Consider the following 19,698-nt stretch of genomic DNA (forward strand, 5'->3'; position numbering starts at 1 on the left):
GCTCAGAGCACCCGCACCGCGCCGGTCGGCGGGTCGTACGACAGCGGCTTCTCGACGATGCCGGTGGACGGGTTCTGCGCGCCGACGAACATGCCGTCGCCCACGTACACCGCCACGTGGTACGCGCTGCCGGCGCCGCCCCAGTAGAGGACGTCGCCCGGCTGCAGGTTGCTCAGCGAGACCTGCGTGCCGGCGGTCGACTGGTCCTGGGAGACGCGCGGCAGGCTGACGCCGATCTGCTTGAAGGCGGCCTGCACCAGGCCGGAGCAGTCGTAGGCGCTCGGGCCGGAGGCGCCCAGGACGTAGGACTTGCCGAGCTGCGCCTTCACGAACGAGATGACGGCCGCGGCCGAGCCGGTCGCCGTGGACGAGCCGGTGGACGTGCTCGTGGAGGTGCTGCCGGAGTCCGACGTCGCGGAGAGCGTCGTGCGCTCCGTGGTGCGCGAGGCGCGGGCGGCGGCGGCCTTGCGGGCGGCCTCCTCGGCCTTCTTCTTGGCCTCCGCGGCCTTCTGCTTGGCCTCGGCGAGGTCCGTCTTGGCCTGCTTCGCGGCCTTTGTGGCGGCTGCGTCGCGTTCGGCCTGCAGCTGGTAGTTCGCGGCGGCCTGCTGCGTGGCGTCCGCCGACTTGGCCGCCTGGGCGGCCAAGTCGGCCGTCAGGGTGGGCAGCTCGAGGGTCTGCGTCACAGGCTCGGCCGCGTTCGCCGAGCCGGACGCCCCGGCGACTGCCAGGGTGCTGAGGACGCCACCGGCAACTCCGGCCCGCATCGCGAGGGTCGACGCGCTGCGGCGGGGCTTCCGGTGGCTGCGTATGTGAGCGGTGTGGGACATGGGAACAACCGGTACCAGGGGCTCCTTCATATCTTCAAGAAACGTGTGCTGCGCCACAGTTGCTCAATCGAGACCATGAATCCCGGGCGCGTCGCTCTTTATTGACGCCGTAACGGACATTGCGGACGTCGGTGATCAAGCCCTTGATCACGCCCTTTGATCATTACGTCCGAATTGCCCCCCGCCTACCACTGGTTGAGATGGTTGGCCAAGCCCGGTTCTCATGAGGCTCTCATCGATGTGGCGGAGGTCACGGAACGGTTACCGGAACCGCGGCGTCCCGTGCGCGCGGAGCTCGTGAACGCGTGCACGCACCCACACCGCGTCCACATCGCGCTCGACACCTCCCTCCGACGTGTGAACGGAGCCCTCTACCAGGCAGTGCCGTCCAGCGCCAATTTGCATGCAGCGGAACTCTCTTGATATTGAGACGCCCCCTCCGGCCTGCGATGACGAGCCAGAATGTCACTTCTGGTGATCAACTGAACGCTTCGCGTATGAAGATCACCCATCATCCGACTTCATGATCCTTCGTCAGGTGGTGGAGATCACAAAGCTTGTGGAATACGCCGTGTCGCAGATCACAGAGCGGCGGGCATAAGATGCGTGGCAGCTGGGCTTGTGACCTGCTTCACATGTTCTCGATCTTCGCCCGGGACGAGCGGGGCTCGTGGGACCGGTGAGGCGGATGTGGGCCCGGTGCACCAGTGCAACCGCCAGCAGTCAGCGCCGACTGAGAGGAGCGAGGAGCGGTGAACGCGTATGCGCCCATCCTCGTACTGGGAGCCCTCGGGGCAGGCTTTGCGATCTTCTCCGTGGTCATGGCCACGCTGATCGGTCCGAAGCGGTACAACCGCGCCAAGCTCGAGGCCTACGAGTGCGGCATCGAGCCGACCCCCACGCCGGCCGGTGGCGGGCGCTTCCCCATCAAGTACTACCTGACGGCGATGCTCTTCATCGTCTTCGACATCGAGATCGTCTTCCTCTACCCCTGGGCCGTCACCTTCGACGCCCTGGGGATTTTCGGGCTCGTGGAGATGCTGCTCTTCGTGCTCACCGTCTTCGTCGCGTACGCGTACGTATGGCGGCGCGGCGGCCTGGAATGGGACTGAGGGGCCTTTAGAGACATGGGACTCGAAGAAAAGCTGCCGAGCGGCTTCCTGCTGACCACCGTCGAGCAGGCCGCGGGCTGGGTGCGCAAGGCGTCCGTCTTCCCGGCCACCTTCGGCCTCGCCTGCTGCGCCATCGAGATGATGACCACCGGCGCCGGCCGATACGACCTGGCGCGCTTCGGCATGGAGGTCTTCCGCGGCTCGCCGCGCCAGGCGGACCTGATGATCGTCGCCGGCCGGGTCAGCCAGAAGATGGCGCCGGTGCTCAGGCAGGTCTACGACCAGATGCCCAGCCCGAAATGGGTGATCTCCATGGGCGTCTGCGCCTCCTCGGGCGGCATGTTCAACAACTACGCGATCGTCCAGGGCGTCGACCACATCGTCCCGGTCGACATCTACCTGCCGGGCTGTCCGCCCCGCCCCGAGATGCTGATGGACGCGATCCTCAAGCTCCACCACAAGATCCAGACCTCCAAGCTCGGCGTCAACGCCGAGGAGGCCGCCCGCGAGGCGGAGGAGGCGGCGCTCAAGGCCCTGCCCACGATCGAGATGAAGGGGCTGCTGCGGTGAGCGACGCGAACGGCACCAACGGCGCGAACGGGTCCGCGAACGGGGTGAACCCCGAGAAGGACCTCTCCGCTTCCAACCTCCCCGGCCAGCGTGGCCAGGGCGGCGAGGAGATCCGCGTCCAGCGCGGGATGTTCGGCGCCGACAACGGCGGCGACACCTCCGGCTACGGCGGTCTCGTCCGTTCGGTCCGACTTCCGGGACCGGCGAGCAGGCCGTACGGCGGCTGGTTCGACGAGGTCGCCGACGAACTCGAAGGCGCCCTGGAGGAACAGGGACTCCTCCCCGGCAACGCCGTCGAGAAGACGGTCGTCGACCGCGGCGAGCTGACCTTCCACGTCGAACGCGAGCACCTGGTGCGCGTCGCCCGCACCCTGCGCGACGACCCGGCTCTGCGCTTCGAGCTGTGCACCGGCGTCAGCGGCGTCCACTACCCGCACGACAAGGGCCGCGAGCTGCACGCCGTCTACCACCTGCGCTCGATCACCCACAACCGGCTGATCCGCCTCGAAGTCAGCGCCCCCGACGCCGACCCGCGCATCCCGTCCCTCGTCCCCGTCTTCCCGACGAACGACTGGCACGAGCGCGAGACCTACGACTTCTTCGGCATCGTCTTCGACGGTCACCCGGCCCTGACGCGGATCATGATGCCGGACGACTGGCAGGGCCATCCGCAGCGCAAGGACTACCCCCTCGGCGGCATCCCCGTCGAGTACAAGGGCGCCCAGATCCCGGCTCCGGACCAGCGGAGGTCGTACTCGTGAGCACGCAGTCAGCAGACGCCGCGTCGGCCGCATCGACACGCGAGACCACCGAGGGCACCGTATATACGGTCACCGGCGGCGACTGGGACGAGATCGTCCAGTCCGCGACCCGCGCCGACGACGAACGCATCGTCGTCAACATGGGTCCCCAGCACCCCTCCACCCACGGAGTGCTCCGTCTGATCCTGGAGATCGAGGGCGAGACGGTCACCGAGGCCCGCTGCGGCATCGGCTATCTGCACACCGGCATCGAGAAGAACCTCGAGTTCCGCACGTGGACGCAGGGCACCACCTTCGTCACGCGCATGGACTACCTGACGTCCTTCTTCAACGAGACCGCCTACTGCCTCGCCGTCGAGAAACTCCTCGGCATCGAGGACCAGATCACCGAGCGCGCCAAGATCATCCGGGTGCTCCTGATGGAGCTGAACCGGATGTCCTCCCACCTGGTGTGCATCGCCACAGGCGGCATGGAGCTGGGCGCCACCACGATCATGATCTACGGCTTCCGTGATCGTGAAATGATTCTCGACCTCTACGAGCTGATCACCGGCCTCAGGATGAACCACGCGTACATCCGGCCGGGCGGACTCGCCCAGGACCTGCCGCCCGGAGCGGTGGACCAGATCCGCGAGTTCGTGAAGAAGATGAAGAAGAACCTCCCGGAGTACGACAAGCTCGCCACCGGGAACCCCATCTTCAAGGCCCGCATGCAGGACGTCGGCTATCTCGACCTGGCCGGCTGCATGGCCCTCGGCGCCACCGGACCGATCCTGCGCTCCACCGGCCTGCCGCACGACCTGCGCAAGGCGCAGCCGTACTGCGACTACGAGACGTACGACTTCGACATCCCGACCGCCGACACCTGCGACTCCTACGGCCGCTTCCTCGTCCGCCTGGAGGAGATGCGCCAGTCGCTCAGGATCGTCGAGCAGTGCCTGGACCGGCTCCAGCCCGGCCCGGTCATGGTCGCCGACAAGAAGATCGCCTGGCCCGCCCAGCTCGCCCTGGGACCGGACGGACTCGGCAACTCCCTCGACCACATCAAGAAGATCATGGGCACCTCCATGGAGGCCCTGATCCACCACTTCAAGCTCGTCACCGAGGGCTTCCGCGTCCCGCCCGGACAGGCGTACGCGGCCGTCGAGTCCCCCAAGGGCGAGCTGGGCGTGCACGTCGTCTCCGACGGTGGCACCCGCCCCTACCGGGTCCACTTCCGCGACCCGTCCTTCACCAACCTGCAGGCCATGGCGGCGATGTGCGAAGGCGGCCAGGTCGCCGACGTCATCGTCGCCGTCGCGTCCATCGACCCCGTGATGGGAGGCGTCGACCGGTGACCACCTCTTCTTCGGAGCGGGGCGTCAGCCTGGGCATGCCCGAACTGCCCGCGCCCGCGTACCCGGACGACGTCCGGGCCCGGCTGGAGGCGGACGCGCGCGAGGTCGTCGCGCGCTACCCGGACTCCCGGTCCGCCCTGCTCCCGCTGCTCCACCTCGTGCAGTCGCAGGAGGGCCATGTCACGCGCACCGGAATGCAGTTCTGCGCGGACATGCTGGACCTGACCACGGCCGAGGTCACCGCCGTCGCGACCTTCTACACCATGTACCGGCGCCGGCCTTCCGGCGACTACCAGGTCGGTGTGTGCACCAACACCCTGTGCGCGGTGATGGGCGGAGACGCGATCTTCGAGACCCTTCAGGAGCACCTCGGCGTCGGCAACGGCGAGACCACCGACGACGGCAAGGTCACCCTGGAGCACATCGAGTGCAACGCGGCCTGCGACTTCGCGCCGGTCGTGATGGTCAACTGGGAGTTCTTCGACAACCAGACGCCGGGCAGCGCCAAGAGCCTGGTCGACGATCTGCGCGCGGGACGGCCCGTGCAACCCACGCGTGGAGCGCGGCTGTGCACGTTCAAGGAGACCGCGCGGATCCTGGCCGGCTTCCCCGACGAGCGGCCCGGGGCCGTCGAGGAGGGCGGCAGTGCGGGACCGCCGTCGCTGGTGGGCCTTCGCCTGGCAAGGGGAGAGGCCGCACCCGCGCGCGTGGTCCATCCGCGTGCGCAGGAACCCCAGGACGCGCCTTCCGCGGGCCAGGCCGAAGAGGAGGGGGAGTGATGACCGTGACACCTGAACTCAAGGACACCAGCCCCGAGAAGCTGCTCGCACCCGTGCTGTCGGCCTTCTGGGACGAGGACCGGTCCTGGACTCTGGACGTCTACCGGAGGCACGAGGGGTACGAGGGGCTCCGCAAGGCGCTCGCCATGTCGCCCGACGACGTGATCGCGTACGTCAAGGACTCCGGTCTGCGCGGCCGCGGAGGCGCGGGATTCCCGACCGGAATGAAGTGGCAGTTCATTCCGCAGGGAGATGGAAAACCGCACTATCTAGTTGTCAACGCCGACGAATCGGAGCCCGGGACGTGCAAGGACATCCCGCTCCTCTTCGCGAACCCGCATAGCCTCATCGAGGGCATGGTGATCGCGTGCTATGCCATCAGGTCGTCGCATGCCTTCATCTATCTGCGTGGTGAAGTCGTCCCCGTTCTGCGGCGGTTGCACGAGGCCGTGCGCGAGGCCTACGCGGCGGGCTACCTCGGCGAGAACATCCTGGGCAGCGGGCTCGACCTCCATCTCACCGTGCACGCGGGCGCCGGCGCGTACATCTGCGGTGAGGAGACCGCACTGCTCGACTCGCTCGAAGGCCGCCGTGGTCAACCGCGGCTGCGTCCCCCCTTCCCTGCGGTGGAAGGCCTCTACGCCTGTCCGACTGTGGTGAATAACGTCGAGTCGATCGCGTCGGTTCCCGCGATCCTGCAAAACGGGAAAGAATGGTTCAGGTCGATGGGCAGCGAGAAGTCCCCGGGCTTCACGCTCTACTCGCTCAGCGGCCACGTCGCCAGCCCAGGCCAGTACGAGGCCCCGCTCGGCATCACACTCCGCCAGCTGCTCGACATGAGCGGCGGGATGCGCCCCGGCCACCGCCTGAAGTTCTGGACGCCGGGCGGCTCCTCGACACCGATGTTCACCGACGAGCACCTCGACGTCCCCCTCGACTACGAAGGGGTGGGCGCCGCGGGTTCCATGCTCGGTACGAAGGCCCTGCAGTGCTTCGACGAGACGACCTGCGTGGTGCGGGCGGTGACCCGCTGGACCGAGTTCTACGCCCACGAGTCCTGCGGCAAGTGCACGCCCTGCCGCGAAGGAACGTACTGGCTGGTGCAGTTGCTGCGGGACATCGAGGCCGGCAAGGGCGTCATGTCCGACCTCGACAAGCTCGCCGACATCGCCGACAACATCAACGGCAAGTCCTTCTGCGCCCTCGGCGACGGCGCCGCGTCCCCGATCTTCTCCTCGCTGAAGTACTTCCGTGAGGAGTACGCGCAGCACATCACGGGCCGGGGCTGCCCCTTCGACCCGGCCAAGTCGACGGCCTGGGCGGACCGCCCGGAGGTGAACGCATGACCGTGACCACCAGTGCTCCCTCGGGCGGGGGAGAGGCGGCGGTCCCGCCGGAGGACCTCGTCGCGCTGACGATCGACGGCCTCGAGATCAGCGTGCCCAAGGGCACCCTGGTCATCCGGGCCGCCGAGCAGCTCGGCATCGAGGTCCCCCGGTTCTGCGACCACCCCCTGCTCGACCCCGCCGGCGCCTGCCGGCAGTGCATCGTCGAGGTCGAGGGCCAGCGCAAGCCCATGGCGTCCTGCACCATCACCTGCACCGACGGCATGGTGGTCAAGACCCAGCTCACCTCGCCGGTCGCCGAGAAGGCCCAGCACGGTGTGATGGAGCTGCTGCTCATCAACCACCCGCTGGACTGCCCGGTCTGCGACAAGGGCGGCGAGTGCCCGCTGCAGAACCAGGCCATGTCGCACGGCAACGCCGACTCCCGCTTCGAGGGCAAGAAGCGCACCTACGAAAAGCCCGTACCGATCTCCACCCAGGTGCTCCTGGACCGCGAGCGATGCGTGCTGTGCGCCCGCTGCACCCGGTTCTCCAACCAGATCGCGGGCGACCCGATGATCGAGCTGATCGAGCGGGGCGCGCTCCAGCAGGTCGGCACCGGCGAGGGCGACCCGTTCGAGTCGTACTTCTCCGGCAACACCATCCAGATCTGCCCGGTCGGCGCGCTGACCTCGGCGGCCTACCGCTTCCGCTCCCGGCCCTTCGACCTGGTCTCCTCGCCCTCGGTCTGCGAGCACTGCTCCGGCGGCTGCGCCACCCGCACCGACCACCGGCGCGGCAAGGTCATGCGACGGCTCGCCGCCAACGACCCCGAGGTCAACGAGGAGTGGATCTGCGACAAGGGACGCTTCGCGTTCCGCTACGCGCAGCTCAAGGACCGCCTCGACACCCCGCTCGTCCGCAACGCCGACGGCGTCCTGGAGCCGGCTTCCTGGCCGGAGGCGCTGGACGCGGCCGCGCGGGGACTGGGCACGGCCCGCTCCCGGGCCGGCGTCCTGATCGGTGGCAGGCTGACCGTCGAGGACGCCTACGCGTACAGCAAGTTCGCGCGCGTGGCGCTCGACACGAACGACATCGACTTCCGCGCGCGCGTGCACAGCGGCGAGGAAGCCGACTTCCTGGCCTGCGAGGTGGCCGGCCGCGGCCGTGACCTCGACGGTACGGGCGTCACGTACACGTCCCTGGAGAAGGCGCCCGCCGTTCTGCTGGTCGGCCTCGAGTCGGAGGAGGAGGCGCCCGGCGTCTTCCTGCGGCTGCGCAAGGCCTGGCGCAAGCACAAGCAGCAGGTGTTCGGCTTGGCCACGCACACCACCCGGGGCCTTCAGAAGGCGGGCGGCACACTGCTGCCGGCCGCGCCGGGCACCGAGACCGAATGGCTCGACGCCCTCGCGAGCGGCGTCGGCCTGGAGGAACTCGGCGCCCGCGCCGCCGAGGCGCTGCGCACCGAAGGCGCGGTCATCGTCGTCGGAGAGCGGCTCGCCAGCGTCGTCGGCGGCCTCACCGCCGCCGTACGCGCCGCCACCGCGACCGGCGCCCAGCTGGTGTGGATCCCACGCCGGGCCGGTGAGCGCGGCGCCGTCGAGGTGGGCGCGCTGCCGTCGCTGCTGCCGGGCGGCCGCCCGGCGACCGACCCGCGCGCGCGGGACGAGGTGGCCACCGCCTGGGGTCTCGCCGAACTCCCGCTGCACTACGGCCGCGACACCCACCACATCGTGGAGGCCGCCGCCACCGGTGAACTGTCGGCGCTCGTCGTCGCCGGCGTCGAGGTCGCCGACCTGCCCGACCCGGCACGCGCGCGTGAAGCGCTCGACAGCGTCGGCTTCCTGGTGTCGCTGGAACTGCGGCCCAGCGAGGTCACCGAGCACGCCGACGTCGTCCTGCCGGTCGCCGCGGTCGCCGAGAAGGCGGGCACCTTCCTCAACTGGGAGGGCAGGGCGCGCTTCTTCGACGCCGCGCTCAAGCCCGACCAGATGACCCGCCGCCTGGCACCGACCGACGCGCGCGTGCTGCAGATGCTCGCCGACGCCATGGACGTCCACCTGGGCCTGCCGGATCTGCGCACCACGCGCGCGGAGATCGACCGGCTCGGCTCCTGGGACGGCCCGCGCGCCACCGAGCCCCAGGAGTCCGCGGGCGCACTGGCCCGCCCGGCCGCCGGCGAGGCCGTACTCGCCGGGCACCGGCTGCTGCTCGACCACGGCGTCCTTCAGGAGGGCGACGAGGCGCTCGCAGGCACCCGGCACGCCGCCCGCGCGCGCGTGTCCGCCGCTACGGCCGCCGAGGCGGGCGTGGCGGACGGCGACCTCTTCGCCGTCACGGGACCGGCCGGCTCGGTCGAACTCCCGCTGCAGATCACCGAGATGCCCGACCGGGTGGTCTGGCTCCCGCTGAACTCCGTCGGTGCCGGCGTCGCCTCCGACACCGGGGCACAGCCCGGCTCCCTCGTCCGCATCGGCCCGTCGGCACTCGCCGAACCGGCCCCCAAGGAGGTGGAGGCATGAGCCCGTACCTCGCAGCTGAAGACCTCTCGATGTTCGGCCGCGACCCCTGGTGGCTGGTCGTCGTCAAGGCCGTGTTCTGCTTCGCCTTCCTGATGGTGACCGTGCTGTTCTCCATCGTCTGGGAGCGCAAGGTCGTCGCCTGGATGCAGCTGCGCATCGGCCCCAACCGGCACGGCCCCTGGGGCATGCTCCAGTCGCTCGCCGACGGCGTGAAGCTGATGCTCAAGGAAGACATCATCGTCAAGCGCGCGGACAAGGTCGTCTACATCCTCGCGCCGATCGTCGCGGCCGTCCCGGCCTTCATGGCGATCGCGGTGATCCCCTTCGGCCCGGCCGGCAACGAGATCTCGATCTTCGGCCACCGCACCACGATGCAACTCACCGACCTGCCGATCGCGATGCTCTACATCCTCGCGGTCGCCTCCGTCGGCATCTACGGCATCGTGCTGGCGGGCTGGAGTTCCGGATCCACCTACCCGCTCCTCGGCGGCCTGCGCTCCTGCGCGCAGATGATCTCCTACGAGATCGCCATGGGCGCCGCGTTCGCCTCCGTGTTCCTCTACTCGGGGTCGATGTCGACGTCCACGATCGTGGAGCAGCAGCACGACCGCTGGTACATCCTGCTGCTGCCGGTCTCCTTCATCCTCTACATCATCACGATGGTCGGCGAGACCAACCGCGCCCCCTTCGACATGCCGGAGTCCGAGGGCGACCTGGTCGGCGGCTTCAACACCGAGTACTCGTCCATCAAGTTCGCGATGTTCATGCTCGCCGAGTACGTGAACATGGTGACAGTCTCGGCCGTGTCGACCACCCTGTTCCTCGGCGGCTGGCGCGCCCCCTGGCCGATCAGCGCCTTCTGGGCGGGCGCGAACCACGGCTGGTGGCCGCTGCTCTGGTTCGTGATCAAGGTCCAGCTGCTGCTGTTCTTCTTCATCTGGCTGCGCGGCACGCTCCCGCGGGTCCGCTACGACCAGCTGATGAAGCTCGGCTGGAAGGTCCTCATCCCGGTCTCCGTGACCTGGCTGATGCTGGTGGCGACCGTACGGGCCCTGCGCAACGAGCACTACGACTTCGCCGACATCGCCCTCTACGTGGGCGGCGGAGTCCTGGCCCTGCTGCTGATCTCCTTCGTCGCCGACATGTTCCGGGAGAAGGCCGACACGGCCGGGCGGTCCGCCGCCCAAGAGGCCGGATTCGACCCGATGGCCGGCGGGTTCCCGGTACCGCCGCTGCCCGGGCAGGAGCTGCCACCGGTGCCGAGGCGCCGCCCGCGATGGGGAGAGCGGGAGCTGATTGTCAGTGGTGGGACGGACACTGTCAGTGACGGATCTTCGGATGGAAAGAAGGCGTCCGATGGCTGAGGAGCCCAAGGAGACCAAGCCCGGTTTCCAGAACCCCGTAGCCGGCTTCGGCGTGACCTTCAAGGCCATGTTCAAGCGGCGGCTGACCGAGCAGTACCCGGAGCAGAAGAAGACCACGGCCCCGCGGTTCCACGGACGGCACCAGCTCAACCGCCATCCGGACGGCCTGGAGAAGTGCGTCGGCTGCGAGCTGTGCGCCTGGGCCTGCCCCGCCGACGCCATCTACGTGGAGGGCGCCGACAACACCGACGAGGAACGCTACTCGCCGGGCGAGCGGTACGGCCGCGTCTACCAGATCAACTACGCCCGCTGCATCCTGTGCGGACTGTGCATCGAGGCGTGCCCCACGCGCGCGCTGACGATGACCAACGAGTTCGAACTGGCCGACTCCAGCCGCGCCAACCTCATCTACACCAAGGAACAGCTCCTGGCCGGCCTCGAAGAGGGCATGGTCGACACGCCCCACGCGATCTTCCCGGGGACGGACGAGCAGGACTACTACCGCGGTCTGGTCACCCAGGCCGCGCCCGGCACCGTACGGCAGGTGCCCGTGTCCAAGGGCGAGAAGCCGGAAGACCAGGAGGCGGACGCATGAGCGCGCAGCTCGCCGCCTACACCACCTCCACCGGTGAGGCCTTCCAGTTCTGGGTCCTCGGCACCGTCGCGGTGATCGGCGCCCTGTGCACCGTCTTCATGAAGAAGGCCGTGCACAGCGCGCTCTGCCTCGCCGGAACCATGATCGTCCTGGCGGTGTTCTACCTCGCCAACGGCGCCTACTTCCTGGGAATCGTGCAGATCGTCGTCTACACCGGCGCGATCATGATGCTGTTCCTGTTCGTGGTGATGCTCGTCGGCGTCACGGCCGCCGACTCCTTGAAGGAGACCATCAAGGGCCAGCGCTGGCTGGCCCTTCTGTGCGGGGTGGGCTTCGGTGTCCTGCTGCTCGTGGGCATCGGGAACGCTTCCCTGAAGGAGTTCACCGGCACCGGCCGGGCGAACGCGAACGGCAATGTGGAAGGCCTCGCCTCCCTCATCTTCACCAAGTACGTCTTCGCCTTCGAAATCACCGGCGCCCTGCTGATCACGGCCGCCGTCGGCGCCATGGTGCTCACCCACCGCGAGCGCACCGAGCGCGCCAAGACCCAGCGCGAGCTGTCCGAGCAGCGCGTCCGCGAGGGCACGCACGTACCGCCGCTGCCCGCCCCCGGTGTCTACGCCCGGCACAACGCCGTGGACATCGCGGGCCTGCTCCCCGACGGCACCCCGTCCGAGCTGACCGTCAACAAGACGCTGCGTGAGCGCGGCCAGATCCGTGACGTGTCCGCCGAGGCGTTGGGCGAGCTGCGTGCCCTGGAACAGCGATCCGAGGAACGCCTGGAGCGCACGGAGATCGAACCGGCGACGTTCAAGCGGCCCGAGGAGGCGTCGAAGTGAACCCGGTCAACTATCTCTACCTCGCCGCCCTGTTGTTCACGATCGGTGCGACCGGCGTCCTGATCCGGCGCAACGCCATCGTGGTCTTCATGTGCATCGAGCTGATGCTGAACGCCTGCAACCTCGCGTTCGTCACCTTCTCCCGGATGCACGGCAACCTCGACGGCCAGATCATCGCCTTCTTCACGATGGTCGTCGCCGCCGCGGAGGTCGTGGTGGGCCTCGCGATCATCGTGTCGCTGTTCCGTACCCGCCACTCGGCCTCGGTCGACGACGCCAGCCTGATGAAGCTGTAAGGGGTCGGAAGAATCGTGGAGAACCTGATCGCGCTGCTCATCGCGGCGCCCCTGCTCGGAGCGGCCGTCCTGTTGGTCGGCGGCCGGCGCCTGGACCGCGTCGGCCACTGGGTCGGCACGCTCCTGTCGGCCACATCCTTCGTGTTCGGCCTGATCCTCTTCGTCGACCTGCTCGGCAAGAACGCCGAACACCGCACCCTGATCAAGCACCTGTTCACCTGGGTCCCGGTGGCCGGCTTCCAAGCGGACGTCACCTTCCGCCTGGACCAGCTGTCGATGACGTTCGTCCTGCTCATCACCGGCGTCGGCTCCCTGATCCACCTCTACTCGGTCGGGTACATGGAGCACGACGAGCGGCGCCGCCGCTTCTTCGGCTATCTGAACCTGTTCCTCGCGGCGATGCTGCTGCTCGTCCTCGCCGACAACTACCTGCTGCTGTACGTCGGCTGGGAGGGCGTCGGTCTCGCCTCGTACCTGCTGATCGGCTTCTGGCAGCACAAGCCCAGCGCCGCGACGGCCGCGAAGAAGGCCTTCCTGGTCAACCGCGTCGGCGACATGGGCCTGTCGATCGCGATCATGCTGATGTTCACCACCTTCGGCGGCTTCGCCTTCGGCCCGGTCCTCAGCCACGCGACCGAGGCCTCCGAGGGCAAGCTCACCGCCATCGGCCTGATGCTGCTGCTCGCCGCCTGCGGCAAGTCCGCCCAGGTGCCGCTGCAGTCCTGGCTCGGTGACGCCATGGAGGGCCCGACCCCGGTCTCGGCCCTGATCCACGCGGCCACCATGGTGACCGCGGGCGTGTACCTCATCGTCCGCTCGGGAGCCATCTTCAACGCGGCCCCCGACGCCCAGCTCGCCGTCACCGTCGTCGGCGCGGTCACGCTCCTGTTCGGTGCGATCGTCGGTTGCGCCAAGGACGACATCAAGAAGGCGCTGGCCGGCTCGACCATGTCGCAGATCGGCTACATGGTGCTGGCCGCCGGACTCGGCCCCATCGGCTACGTCTTCGCGATCATGCACCTGGTGACGCACGGCTTCTTCAAGGCCGGGCTGTTCCTCGGCGCCGGCTCCGTCATGCACGGCATGAACGACGAGGTCGACATGCGCAAGTACGGCGGCCTGCGCACGTACATGCCGGTCACGTTCATCACCTTCGGCCTCGGCTACCTCGCCATCATCGGCTTCCCGGGCCTGTCCGGCTTCTTCTCCAAGGACAAGATCATCGAGGCGGCCTTCGCCAAGGGCGGCACCGAGGGCTGGATCCTCGGCGGCGCGGCCCTGCTCGGCGCGGCCATCACCGCCTTCTACATGACACGCGTGATGCTGATGACGTTCTTCGGCGAGAAGCGCTGGCAGCCGGACGAGAACGGCAACGAGCCGCACCCGCACGAGTCCCCGAGGGTCATGACGATCCCGATGATCGTGCTCGCCGTGGGTTCGGTCTTCGGTGGCGCCTTCTTCAGCATCGGCGACCGATTCCTGCACTGGCTGGAGCCGGTCACCGGACACAGCGAGGGCCACTCCCCGGTAGGCGCCTGGACGGTCACCGGCGCGACCATGGTGTGCCTGCTCATCGGCGTGGGCATCGCCTGGGCCCAGTACGGCCGCAAGCCCGTCCCCGCCGTCGCCCCGCGCGGCTCGCTGCTCACCCGCGCGGCACGCCGCGACCTGCTCCAGGACGACTTCAACCACGTGGTCCTGGTCCGCGGCGGCGAGCACCTGACGCGCTCCCTGGTCTACGTCGACCACACCCTGGTCGACGGTGTCGTCAACGGCACGGCGGCCGGCTTCGGCGGCCTGTCCGGACGGCTGCGCCGACTCCAGAACGGCTTCGCCCGCTCCTACGCGGTCTCGATGTTCGGCGGCGCGGCACTTCTGGTCGCCGCGACCCTGCTGATGAGGGCGGTCTGATACCGATGTCCTTTCCTCTGCTGACAGCGACGGCGGCGCTCCCGGCCGTAGGGGCCGTGGCGACGGCCGCCGTACCGGCCGCGCGGCGCACTGCCGCCAAGTGGCTGGCGCTCCTCGTCTCGCTCGCCACGCTCGCCCTGGCGATCACCGTCCTGGTCCGCTTCGACCCGGGCGGCGCCCGCTACCAGCTCACCGAGTCCCACGCCTGGATCGCGGACTTCGGGGTGCGATACGAGCTGGGCGTGGACGGCATCGCGGTGGCACTGATCGCGCTGACCGCCCTGTTGATCCCGTTCATCATCCTCGCCGGCTGGCACGACGCCGACCCACTGGAGACCGGCAGCCGCCGCTGGCGGCCCACCCAGGGCTTCTTCGGCCTGATCCTCGCCGTCGAGGCGATGGTGGTCATCTCCTTCGAGGCCACCGACGTCTTCCTGTTCTACATCTTCTTCGAAGCCATGCTCATCCCGATGTACTTCCTCATCGGCGGCTTCGGAGACCGCGCCCACGCACAGGGCGAGGCGGCGGCCTCGACGCAGCGGTCGTACGCGGCCGTGAAGTTCCTCCTCTACAACCTGGTCGGCGGCCTGATCATGCTGGCCGCGGTGATCGGCCTCTACGTAGTGGCCGGAAACTTCAGCCTCCAGGAGATCGTTCAGGCCCGGGCGAGCGGCTCGCTGCACATGGCGACAAGCACCGAACGCTGGCTGTTCCTGGGCTTCTTCTTCGCCTTCGCGGTCAAGGCGCCGCTGTGGCCGCTGCACACCTGGCTGCCCAACGCCATGCAGGAGTCCACCGCCCCGGTCGCCGTCCTCATCACCGCGGTCGTCGACAAGGTGGGCACCTTCGCGATGCTCCGCTTCTGCCTCCAGCTGTTCCCGGAGGCCAGCAAGTGGGCGACGCCCGCCATCCTGGTCCTGTCCCTGATCAGCATCGTCTACGGCGCGCTGCTCGCCGTCGGCCAGCGGGACATCAAGCGCCTGGTGGCGTACGCGTCGATCTCGCACTTCGGCTTCATCATCATGGGCATCTTCGCGATGACCAGCCAGGGCCAGTCCGGCGCGACGCTCTACATGGTCAACCACGGCATCTCGACGGCCGCGTTGATGCTGGTCGCCGGATTCCTGATCTCCCGGCGCGGCTCGCGCCTCATCGCCGACTACGGAGGCGTGCAGAAGGTCGCCCCGGTGCTCGCCGGCACCTTCCTGATCGGCGGCCTCGCCACCCTCTCCCTGCCCGGACTCGCCCCGTTCGTGAGCGAGTTCCTGGTCCTGGTCGGCACGTTCTCGCGCTATCCGGTGATCGGCATCATCGCCACCTTCGGCATCGTCCTCGCCGCGCTCTACACCCTCGTCCTCTACCAGCGGACGATGACGGGCCCGGTGAAGCCCGAGGTGTCGGCGATGCCCGACCTCCGCGCGCGTGAACTCGTGGTCGTCGCCCCGCTGATCGTGCTGCTGATCTTCCTGGGCGTCTATCCGAAGCCCGTCACGGACATCGTCAACCCGGCGGTCAAGCAGACCATGTCCGACGTACACAAGACCGACCCCAAGCCCTCGGTGGAGGCGGCCAAGTGAGCACAACAGCCGTCCACAGCCTGTGGACAACCGCGGCCGACCCGATCTCGAAGATCCCGGCGCCGAAGATCGAATACGGACAATTGTCGCCGACGCTGATCGTCGTCGGCGCCGCACTGGTCGGGGTGCTCATCGAGGCGTTCATCCCGCGCAAGTCCCGCTACTACGCCCAGGTGTTCGTGTCCGTCGTCGCCCTGTGCGCCGCTTTCGCCGCGGTGGTCGCGCTCGCGGCCGACGGCTACGGCACCACGAAGGCGCACATCGCGGCCATGGGAGCGATCGCGGTCGACGGGCCGTCCCTCTTCCTGCAGGGCACCATCCTGCTGGCCGGCCTGGTCGGCCTCTTCACCTTCGCCGAGCGGCGCCTGGACCCGGCCGCGCACGGCAACCGCGTCGACTCCTTCGCCGCGCAGGCCGCCTCCGTACCTGGCAGCGACAGCGAGAAGGCGGCGGTCAAGGCCGGCTTCACCACGACGGAGGTCTTCCCGCTCCTCCTCTTCGCGATCGCCGGCATGCTGGTGTTCCCCTCGGCCAACGACCTGCTGACGCTTTTCGTGGCCCTGGAGGTCTTCTCCCTGCCGCTGTACCTGATGTGCGCGCTGGCTCGCCGCAAGCGACTGATGTCGCAGGAAGCCGCGGTCAAGTACTTCCTGCTCGGCGCGTTCGCCTCCGCCTTCACCCTGTTCGGCATCGCCCTGCTGTACGGCTACGCGGGCTCCGTGTCGTACGCGCGCATCGCCCAGGTCGTCGACGGCACGGTCACCAACGTCGACCCGGCGCTGGCCAACACCATGGGCAACGACGCGCTGCTGCTGCTCGGCAGCGCGCTGATCGTGATGGGCCTGCTGTTCAAGGTGGGCGCGGTGCCGTTCCACATGTGGACGCCGGACGTCTACCAGGGCGCGCCGACACCCGTGACCGGCTTCATGGCGGCGGCGACGAAGGTGGCCGCGTTCGGCGCGCTGCTGCGCCTGCTGTACGTCGTCCTGCCCGGGATGCGCTGGGACTGGCGGCCGGTCATGTGGGCGGTGGCGATCATCACCATGCTCGGCGGTGCGATCGTCGCGATCACCCAGACCGACATCAAGCGGCTGCTGGCGTACTCGTCCATCGCGCACGCCGGATTCATCCTCGCGGGTGTCATCGCCACATCGAAGGACGGCGTCTCGTCGGTCCTGTTCTACCTGGCCGGCTACTCCTTCGTGACGATCGGCGCCTTCGCGGTGGTCACCCTGGTGCGTGACGCGGGCGGCGAGGCGACGCACCTGTCGAAGTGGGCGGGTCTTGGCCGGCGCTCCCCGTTGGTGGCGGCCGTTTTCGCGGTGTTCCTGCTGGCCTTCGCAGGCATCCCGCTGACCTCGGGCTTCGCGGGGAAGTTCGCCGTGTTCAAGGCGGCGGCGGACGGCGGTGCGGCCCCGCTGGTCGTGGTCGGTGTGATCTCCTCGGCGATCGCCGCGTTCTTCTACATCCGTGTGATCGTGCTCATGTTCTTCAGCGAGCCGAGGCCGGAGGGCCCGACCGTGGCCGTACCGTCCCCGCTGACCATGGCGGCGATCGCCATGGGCGTGGCGGTGACCCTGGTCCTCGGTGTGGCACCGCAGTACTTCCTGAACCTGGCGAGCCAGGCGGGCGTGTTCGTGCGCTGACGCACTTCTCGTACCTGCCGCTGCCCGGCACCCCTCGAGGTGCCGGGCAGCGGCGTGCGCAGGGTGTGGCGAGTCGGACTGGTCGCTTCCGGTGAGCGCCCGGTTACGCAGGAGAACCGACCGGACCTGTGGATAACTCTGAGGCTGTCGCTCCGGACCCCTATCGTGGAGGCAGCGGTCGAGAGACGACACACGGGGGACCGACGGGGGACAGGACGATGGGCGCGATGGGCGGGATCAGCGAGATGCCACAGGTGACCGAGGGGCCGGGCACGGCCGACAGCGAGGCGCTGGCCACGCTGCACCGGGTCTTCGGATACGAAGCCTTCCGGGGTGAGCAGGAAGAGATCATCGAGCATGTGGTGGCGGGCGGAGACGCCCTCGTCCTCATGCCGACCGGTGGCGGAAAGTCGCTGTGCTATCAGATCCCTGCCCTGGTCAGAGCCGGTACGGGCGTGGTGATCTCCCCGTTGATCGCCCTGATGCAGGACCAGGTGGACGCCCTGCGCGCCCTCGGCGTGCGAGCCGGCTTCGTCAACTCCACGCAGGACTTCGACGAGCGGCGCCTGGTCGAGGCCGAGTTCCTGGCCGGCGAGCTGGATCTGCTGTACCTGGCACCCGAGCGGCTGCGCCTGGACACCACGCTCGACCTGCTCTCCCGCGGCAAGATCTCCGTCTTCGCGATCGACGAGGCACACTGCGTCTCCCAGTGGGGCCACGACTTCCGCCCCGACTACCTCGCGCTGTCCCTCCTCGGCGAGCGCTGGCCGGACGTCCCGCGCATCGCCCTCACCGCCACGGCCACCCGCGCCACGCACCAGGAGATCACCCAGCGGCTGAACCTGCCGACGGCCCGCCACTTCGTCGCCAGTTTCGACCGGCCCAACATCCAATACCGGATCGTGCCCAAGGCCGACCCCAAGAAGCAACTGCTCGCCTTCCTCAGGGAGGAGCACGCGGGCGACGCCGGCATCGTGTACTGCCTCTCGCGCAATTCCGTGGAGCGGACGGCGGAGTTCCTGACCGCCAACGGCATCGAGGCGGTGCCGTACCACGCGGGCCTGGACGCGCGCGTCCGCGCGGCACACCAATCCCGGTTCCTGCGCGAGGAGGGCCTGGTCGTGGTGGCGACCATCGCCTTCGGCATGGGCATCGACAAGCCGGACGTACGGTTCGTCGCCCACCTGGACCTGCCCAAGTCGATCGAGGGCTACTACCAGGAAACCGGCCGCGCGGGCCGCGACGGGCTCGCGTCGACGGCCTGGATGGCGTACGGCCTGAACGACGTCATACAGCAACGCAAGCTGATCCAGTCCGGCGAGGGCGACGAGGCGTTCCGCCGGCGGGCCGCCGCCCACGTCGACGCCATGCTCGCGCTGTGCGAGACGGCCCAGTGCCGCCGCGGCCAGCTGCTCGTCTACTTCGACCAGGCCCCCGACGCGGCGGGCTGCGGCAACTGCGACACCTGCCTCACCCCGCCGGAGACCTGGGACGGCACGATCGCCGCGCAGAAGGCCCTGTCGACGGTGGTACGGCTGCAGCGCGAGCGCGGGCAGAAGTTCGGCGCCGTGCAGATCGTCGACATCCTGCTCGGCAAGCGCACCGGCAAGGTCATCCAGTTCGACCACGACCAGCTGTCCGTCTTCGGTATCGGAACCGACTTGACCGAGACCGAATGGCGGGGCGTCATCCGGCAGTTGCTGGCACAGGGACTGCTCGCGGTGGAGGGGGAGTACGGCACTCTGGCGCTCACCGAGGCGAGCGGCACCGTGCTGCGGCGCGAGCGGGAGGTGCCGCTGCGCAAGGAGCCGAAGAAGCCGGCCGCCGCCAGGACGCGTTCGGGCGGCTCCGGCGGCGGCAAGGCCAAGGCCGCCGCGGCCGAGCTGCCCGACGAACTGCTGCCCGCCTTCGAGGCACTGCGCGCCTGGCGCGCCGAACAGGCCCGCGAGCAGGGCGTCCCGCCGTACATCATCTTCAACGACGCCACCCTGCGCGGGATCGTCACCCTGAAACCCGCCTCGGTGGGCGACCTGGGCACGGTGAGCGGCGTCGGCGAGAAGAAGCTGGCGATGTACGGCGAGGGCGTGCTGACGGTGCTGGCCTCCCTGGGCGGGCCGGCCCCGGCCGCCGGTGACTCGCAGGACGCCGACTGGCCGGAGCCGGACGAGGAGCCGGAGCCCGACGAGTGGATATAGACGACTGGCTGTAGGCGAGCCGGCCGGAGGCGATAGGGAGGA

Annotated in this window: 16 protein-coding genes; 15 read left to right on the plus strand and 1 reads right to left on the minus strand. The window is 68.9% G+C overall.

What is annotated here, in order from left to right; translation table 11 throughout:
* Nucleotides 1-2: 2 nt before the first annotated feature.
* Nucleotides 3-827: a C40 family peptidase gene (locus tag AQI95_RS07180; RefSeq protein ID WP_079071117.1), complete on the minus strand. Its 825-nt coding sequence runs from the start codon at nucleotides 825-827 to the stop codon at nucleotides 3-5.
* A gap of 752 nt (nucleotides 828-1,579) precedes the next feature.
* Here AQI95_RS07180 and AQI95_RS07185 point away from each other — a divergent pair.
* The 15 genes from AQI95_RS07185 to recQ all read left to right on the plus strand — a co-directional run bounded on the left by AQI95_RS07185 (nucleotide 1,580) and on the right by recQ (nucleotide 19,656).
* Nucleotides 1,580-1,939, plus strand: a complete 360-nt coding sequence (locus tag AQI95_RS07185; protein ID WP_003992243.1) for an NADH-quinone oxidoreductase subunit A — start codon at nucleotides 1,580-1,582, stop codon at nucleotides 1,937-1,939.
* Between the two features lie 15 nt (nucleotides 1,940-1,954).
* Nucleotides 1,955-2,509 carry a NuoB/complex I 20 kDa subunit family protein gene (locus AQI95_RS07190; protein ID WP_055493096.1) on the plus strand — a complete coding sequence of 185 codons (555 nt, stop codon included), beginning with the start codon at nucleotides 1,955-1,957 and terminating at the stop codon, nucleotides 2,507-2,509.
* Nucleotides 2,506-3,270: an NADH-quinone oxidoreductase subunit C gene (locus tag AQI95_RS07195; protein WP_067119217.1), complete on the plus strand. Its 765-nt coding sequence runs from the start codon at nucleotides 2,506-2,508 to the stop codon at nucleotides 3,268-3,270. Before AQI95_RS07190 ends, AQI95_RS07195 begins: the two co-directional genes overlap by 4 nt.
* Entirely contained in the window at nucleotides 3,267-4,607 is a 1,341-nt protein-coding gene (locus AQI95_RS07200) for an NADH-quinone oxidoreductase subunit D (RefSeq protein WP_067119221.1), read from the plus strand. Before AQI95_RS07195 ends, AQI95_RS07200 begins: the two co-directional genes overlap by 4 nt.
* Nucleotides 4,604-5,386 (plus strand): NADH-quinone oxidoreductase subunit NuoE, encoded by a 783-nt coding sequence (nuoE, locus tag AQI95_RS07205; RefSeq protein ID WP_067119224.1) that lies wholly within the window; start codon nucleotides 4,604-4,606, stop codon nucleotides 5,384-5,386. Before AQI95_RS07200 ends, nuoE begins: the two co-directional genes overlap by 4 nt.
* A complete protein-coding gene (gene nuoF / locus AQI95_RS07210) occupies nucleotides 5,386-6,732 on the plus strand; it encodes an NADH-quinone oxidoreductase subunit NuoF (RefSeq protein WP_067119227.1) in 1,347 nt (448 codons plus the stop codon). The genes nuoE and nuoF overlap by 1 nt, the downstream gene beginning before the upstream one ends.
* Complete coding sequence (locus AQI95_RS07215) at nucleotides 6,729-9,233, plus strand: NADH-quinone oxidoreductase subunit G (RefSeq protein ID WP_067119230.1); 2,505 nt, start codon at nucleotides 6,729-6,731, stop codon at nucleotides 9,231-9,233. The genes nuoF and AQI95_RS07215 overlap by 4 nt, the downstream gene beginning before the upstream one ends.
* On the plus strand, nucleotides 9,230-10,597 hold the full coding sequence (gene nuoH, locus AQI95_RS07220) for an NADH-quinone oxidoreductase subunit NuoH (RefSeq protein ID WP_067119233.1): 1,368 nt from the start codon (nucleotides 9,230-9,232) through the stop codon (nucleotides 10,595-10,597). The genes AQI95_RS07215 and nuoH overlap by 4 nt, the downstream gene beginning before the upstream one ends.
* The gene (nuoI, locus tag AQI95_RS07225; protein WP_067119236.1) at nucleotides 10,590-11,192 is read left to right on the plus strand and encodes an NADH-quinone oxidoreductase subunit NuoI; all 603 of its coding nucleotides are present in this window, start codon (nucleotides 10,590-10,592) and stop codon (nucleotides 11,190-11,192) included. The genes nuoH and nuoI overlap by 8 nt, the downstream gene beginning before the upstream one ends.
* On the plus strand, nucleotides 11,189-12,031 hold the full coding sequence (locus AQI95_RS07230) for an NADH-quinone oxidoreductase subunit J (protein WP_067119238.1): 843 nt from the start codon (nucleotides 11,189-11,191) through the stop codon (nucleotides 12,029-12,031). The genes nuoI and AQI95_RS07230 overlap by 4 nt, the downstream gene beginning before the upstream one ends.
* Nucleotides 12,028-12,327, plus strand: coding sequence for an NADH-quinone oxidoreductase subunit NuoK (gene nuoK / locus AQI95_RS07235; RefSeq protein WP_023547474.1), 300 nt, complete (start codon nucleotides 12,028-12,030; stop codon nucleotides 12,325-12,327). The genes AQI95_RS07230 and nuoK overlap by 4 nt, the downstream gene beginning before the upstream one ends.
* 15 nt (nucleotides 12,328-12,342) lie before the next feature.
* Nucleotides 12,343-14,238, plus strand: a complete 1,896-nt coding sequence (gene nuoL / locus AQI95_RS07240; RefSeq protein WP_067119241.1) for an NADH-quinone oxidoreductase subunit L — start codon at nucleotides 12,343-12,345, stop codon at nucleotides 14,236-14,238.
* 5 nt (nucleotides 14,239-14,243) lie between these two features.
* Complete coding sequence (locus tag AQI95_RS07245) at nucleotides 14,244-15,815, plus strand: NADH-quinone oxidoreductase subunit M (protein WP_067119243.1); 1,572 nt, start codon at nucleotides 14,244-14,246, stop codon at nucleotides 15,813-15,815.
* The gene (gene nuoN, locus AQI95_RS07250) at nucleotides 15,812-17,461 is read left to right on the plus strand and encodes an NADH-quinone oxidoreductase subunit NuoN (RefSeq protein ID WP_067119246.1); all 1,650 of its coding nucleotides are present in this window, start codon (nucleotides 15,812-15,814) and stop codon (nucleotides 17,459-17,461) included. Before AQI95_RS07245 ends, nuoN begins: the two co-directional genes overlap by 4 nt.
* A 218-nt stretch (nucleotides 17,462-17,679) precedes the next feature.
* Nucleotides 17,680-19,656: a DNA helicase RecQ gene (gene recQ / locus AQI95_RS07255; RefSeq protein WP_067119249.1), complete on the plus strand. Its 1,977-nt coding sequence runs from the start codon at nucleotides 17,680-17,682 to the stop codon at nucleotides 19,654-19,656.
* The last annotated feature ends 42 nt before the right edge of the window (nucleotides 19,657-19,698 follow it).

It is taken from the genome of Streptomyces yokosukanensis, assembly GCF_001514035.1.
Lineage (GTDB): Bacteria > Actinomycetota > Actinomycetes > Streptomycetales > Streptomycetaceae > Streptomyces > Streptomyces yokosukanensis.

Coding starts and splice junctions, on each gene's coding strand:
- AQI95_RS07180 (WP_079071117.1), bottom strand. CDS start 827: ATGTCCCACACCGCTCACATACGCAGCCACCGGAAGCCCCGCCGCAGC.
- nuoI (WP_067119236.1), top strand. CDS start 10,590: ATGGCTGAGGAGCCCAAGGAGACCAAGCCCGGTTTCCAGAACCCCGTA.
- recQ (WP_067119249.1), top strand. CDS start 17,680: ATGGGCGCGATGGGCGGGATCAGCGAGATGCCACAGGTGACCGAGGGG.
- nuoF (WP_067119227.1), top strand. CDS start 5,386: ATGACCGTGACACCTGAACTCAAGGACACCAGCCCCGAGAAGCTGCTC.
- AQI95_RS07190 (WP_055493096.1), top strand. CDS start 1,955: ATGGGACTCGAAGAAAAGCTGCCGAGCGGCTTCCTGCTGACCACCGTC.
- AQI95_RS07230 (WP_067119238.1), top strand. CDS start 11,189: ATGAGCGCGCAGCTCGCCGCCTACACCACCTCCACCGGTGAGGCCTTC.
- AQI95_RS07245 (WP_067119243.1), top strand. CDS start 14,244: ATGTCCTTTCCTCTGCTGACAGCGACGGCGGCGCTCCCGGCCGTAGGG.
- AQI95_RS07215 (WP_067119230.1), top strand. CDS start 6,729: ATGACCGTGACCACCAGTGCTCCCTCGGGCGGGGGAGAGGCGGCGGTC.
- nuoH (WP_067119233.1), top strand. CDS start 9,230: ATGAGCCCGTACCTCGCAGCTGAAGACCTCTCGATGTTCGGCCGCGAC.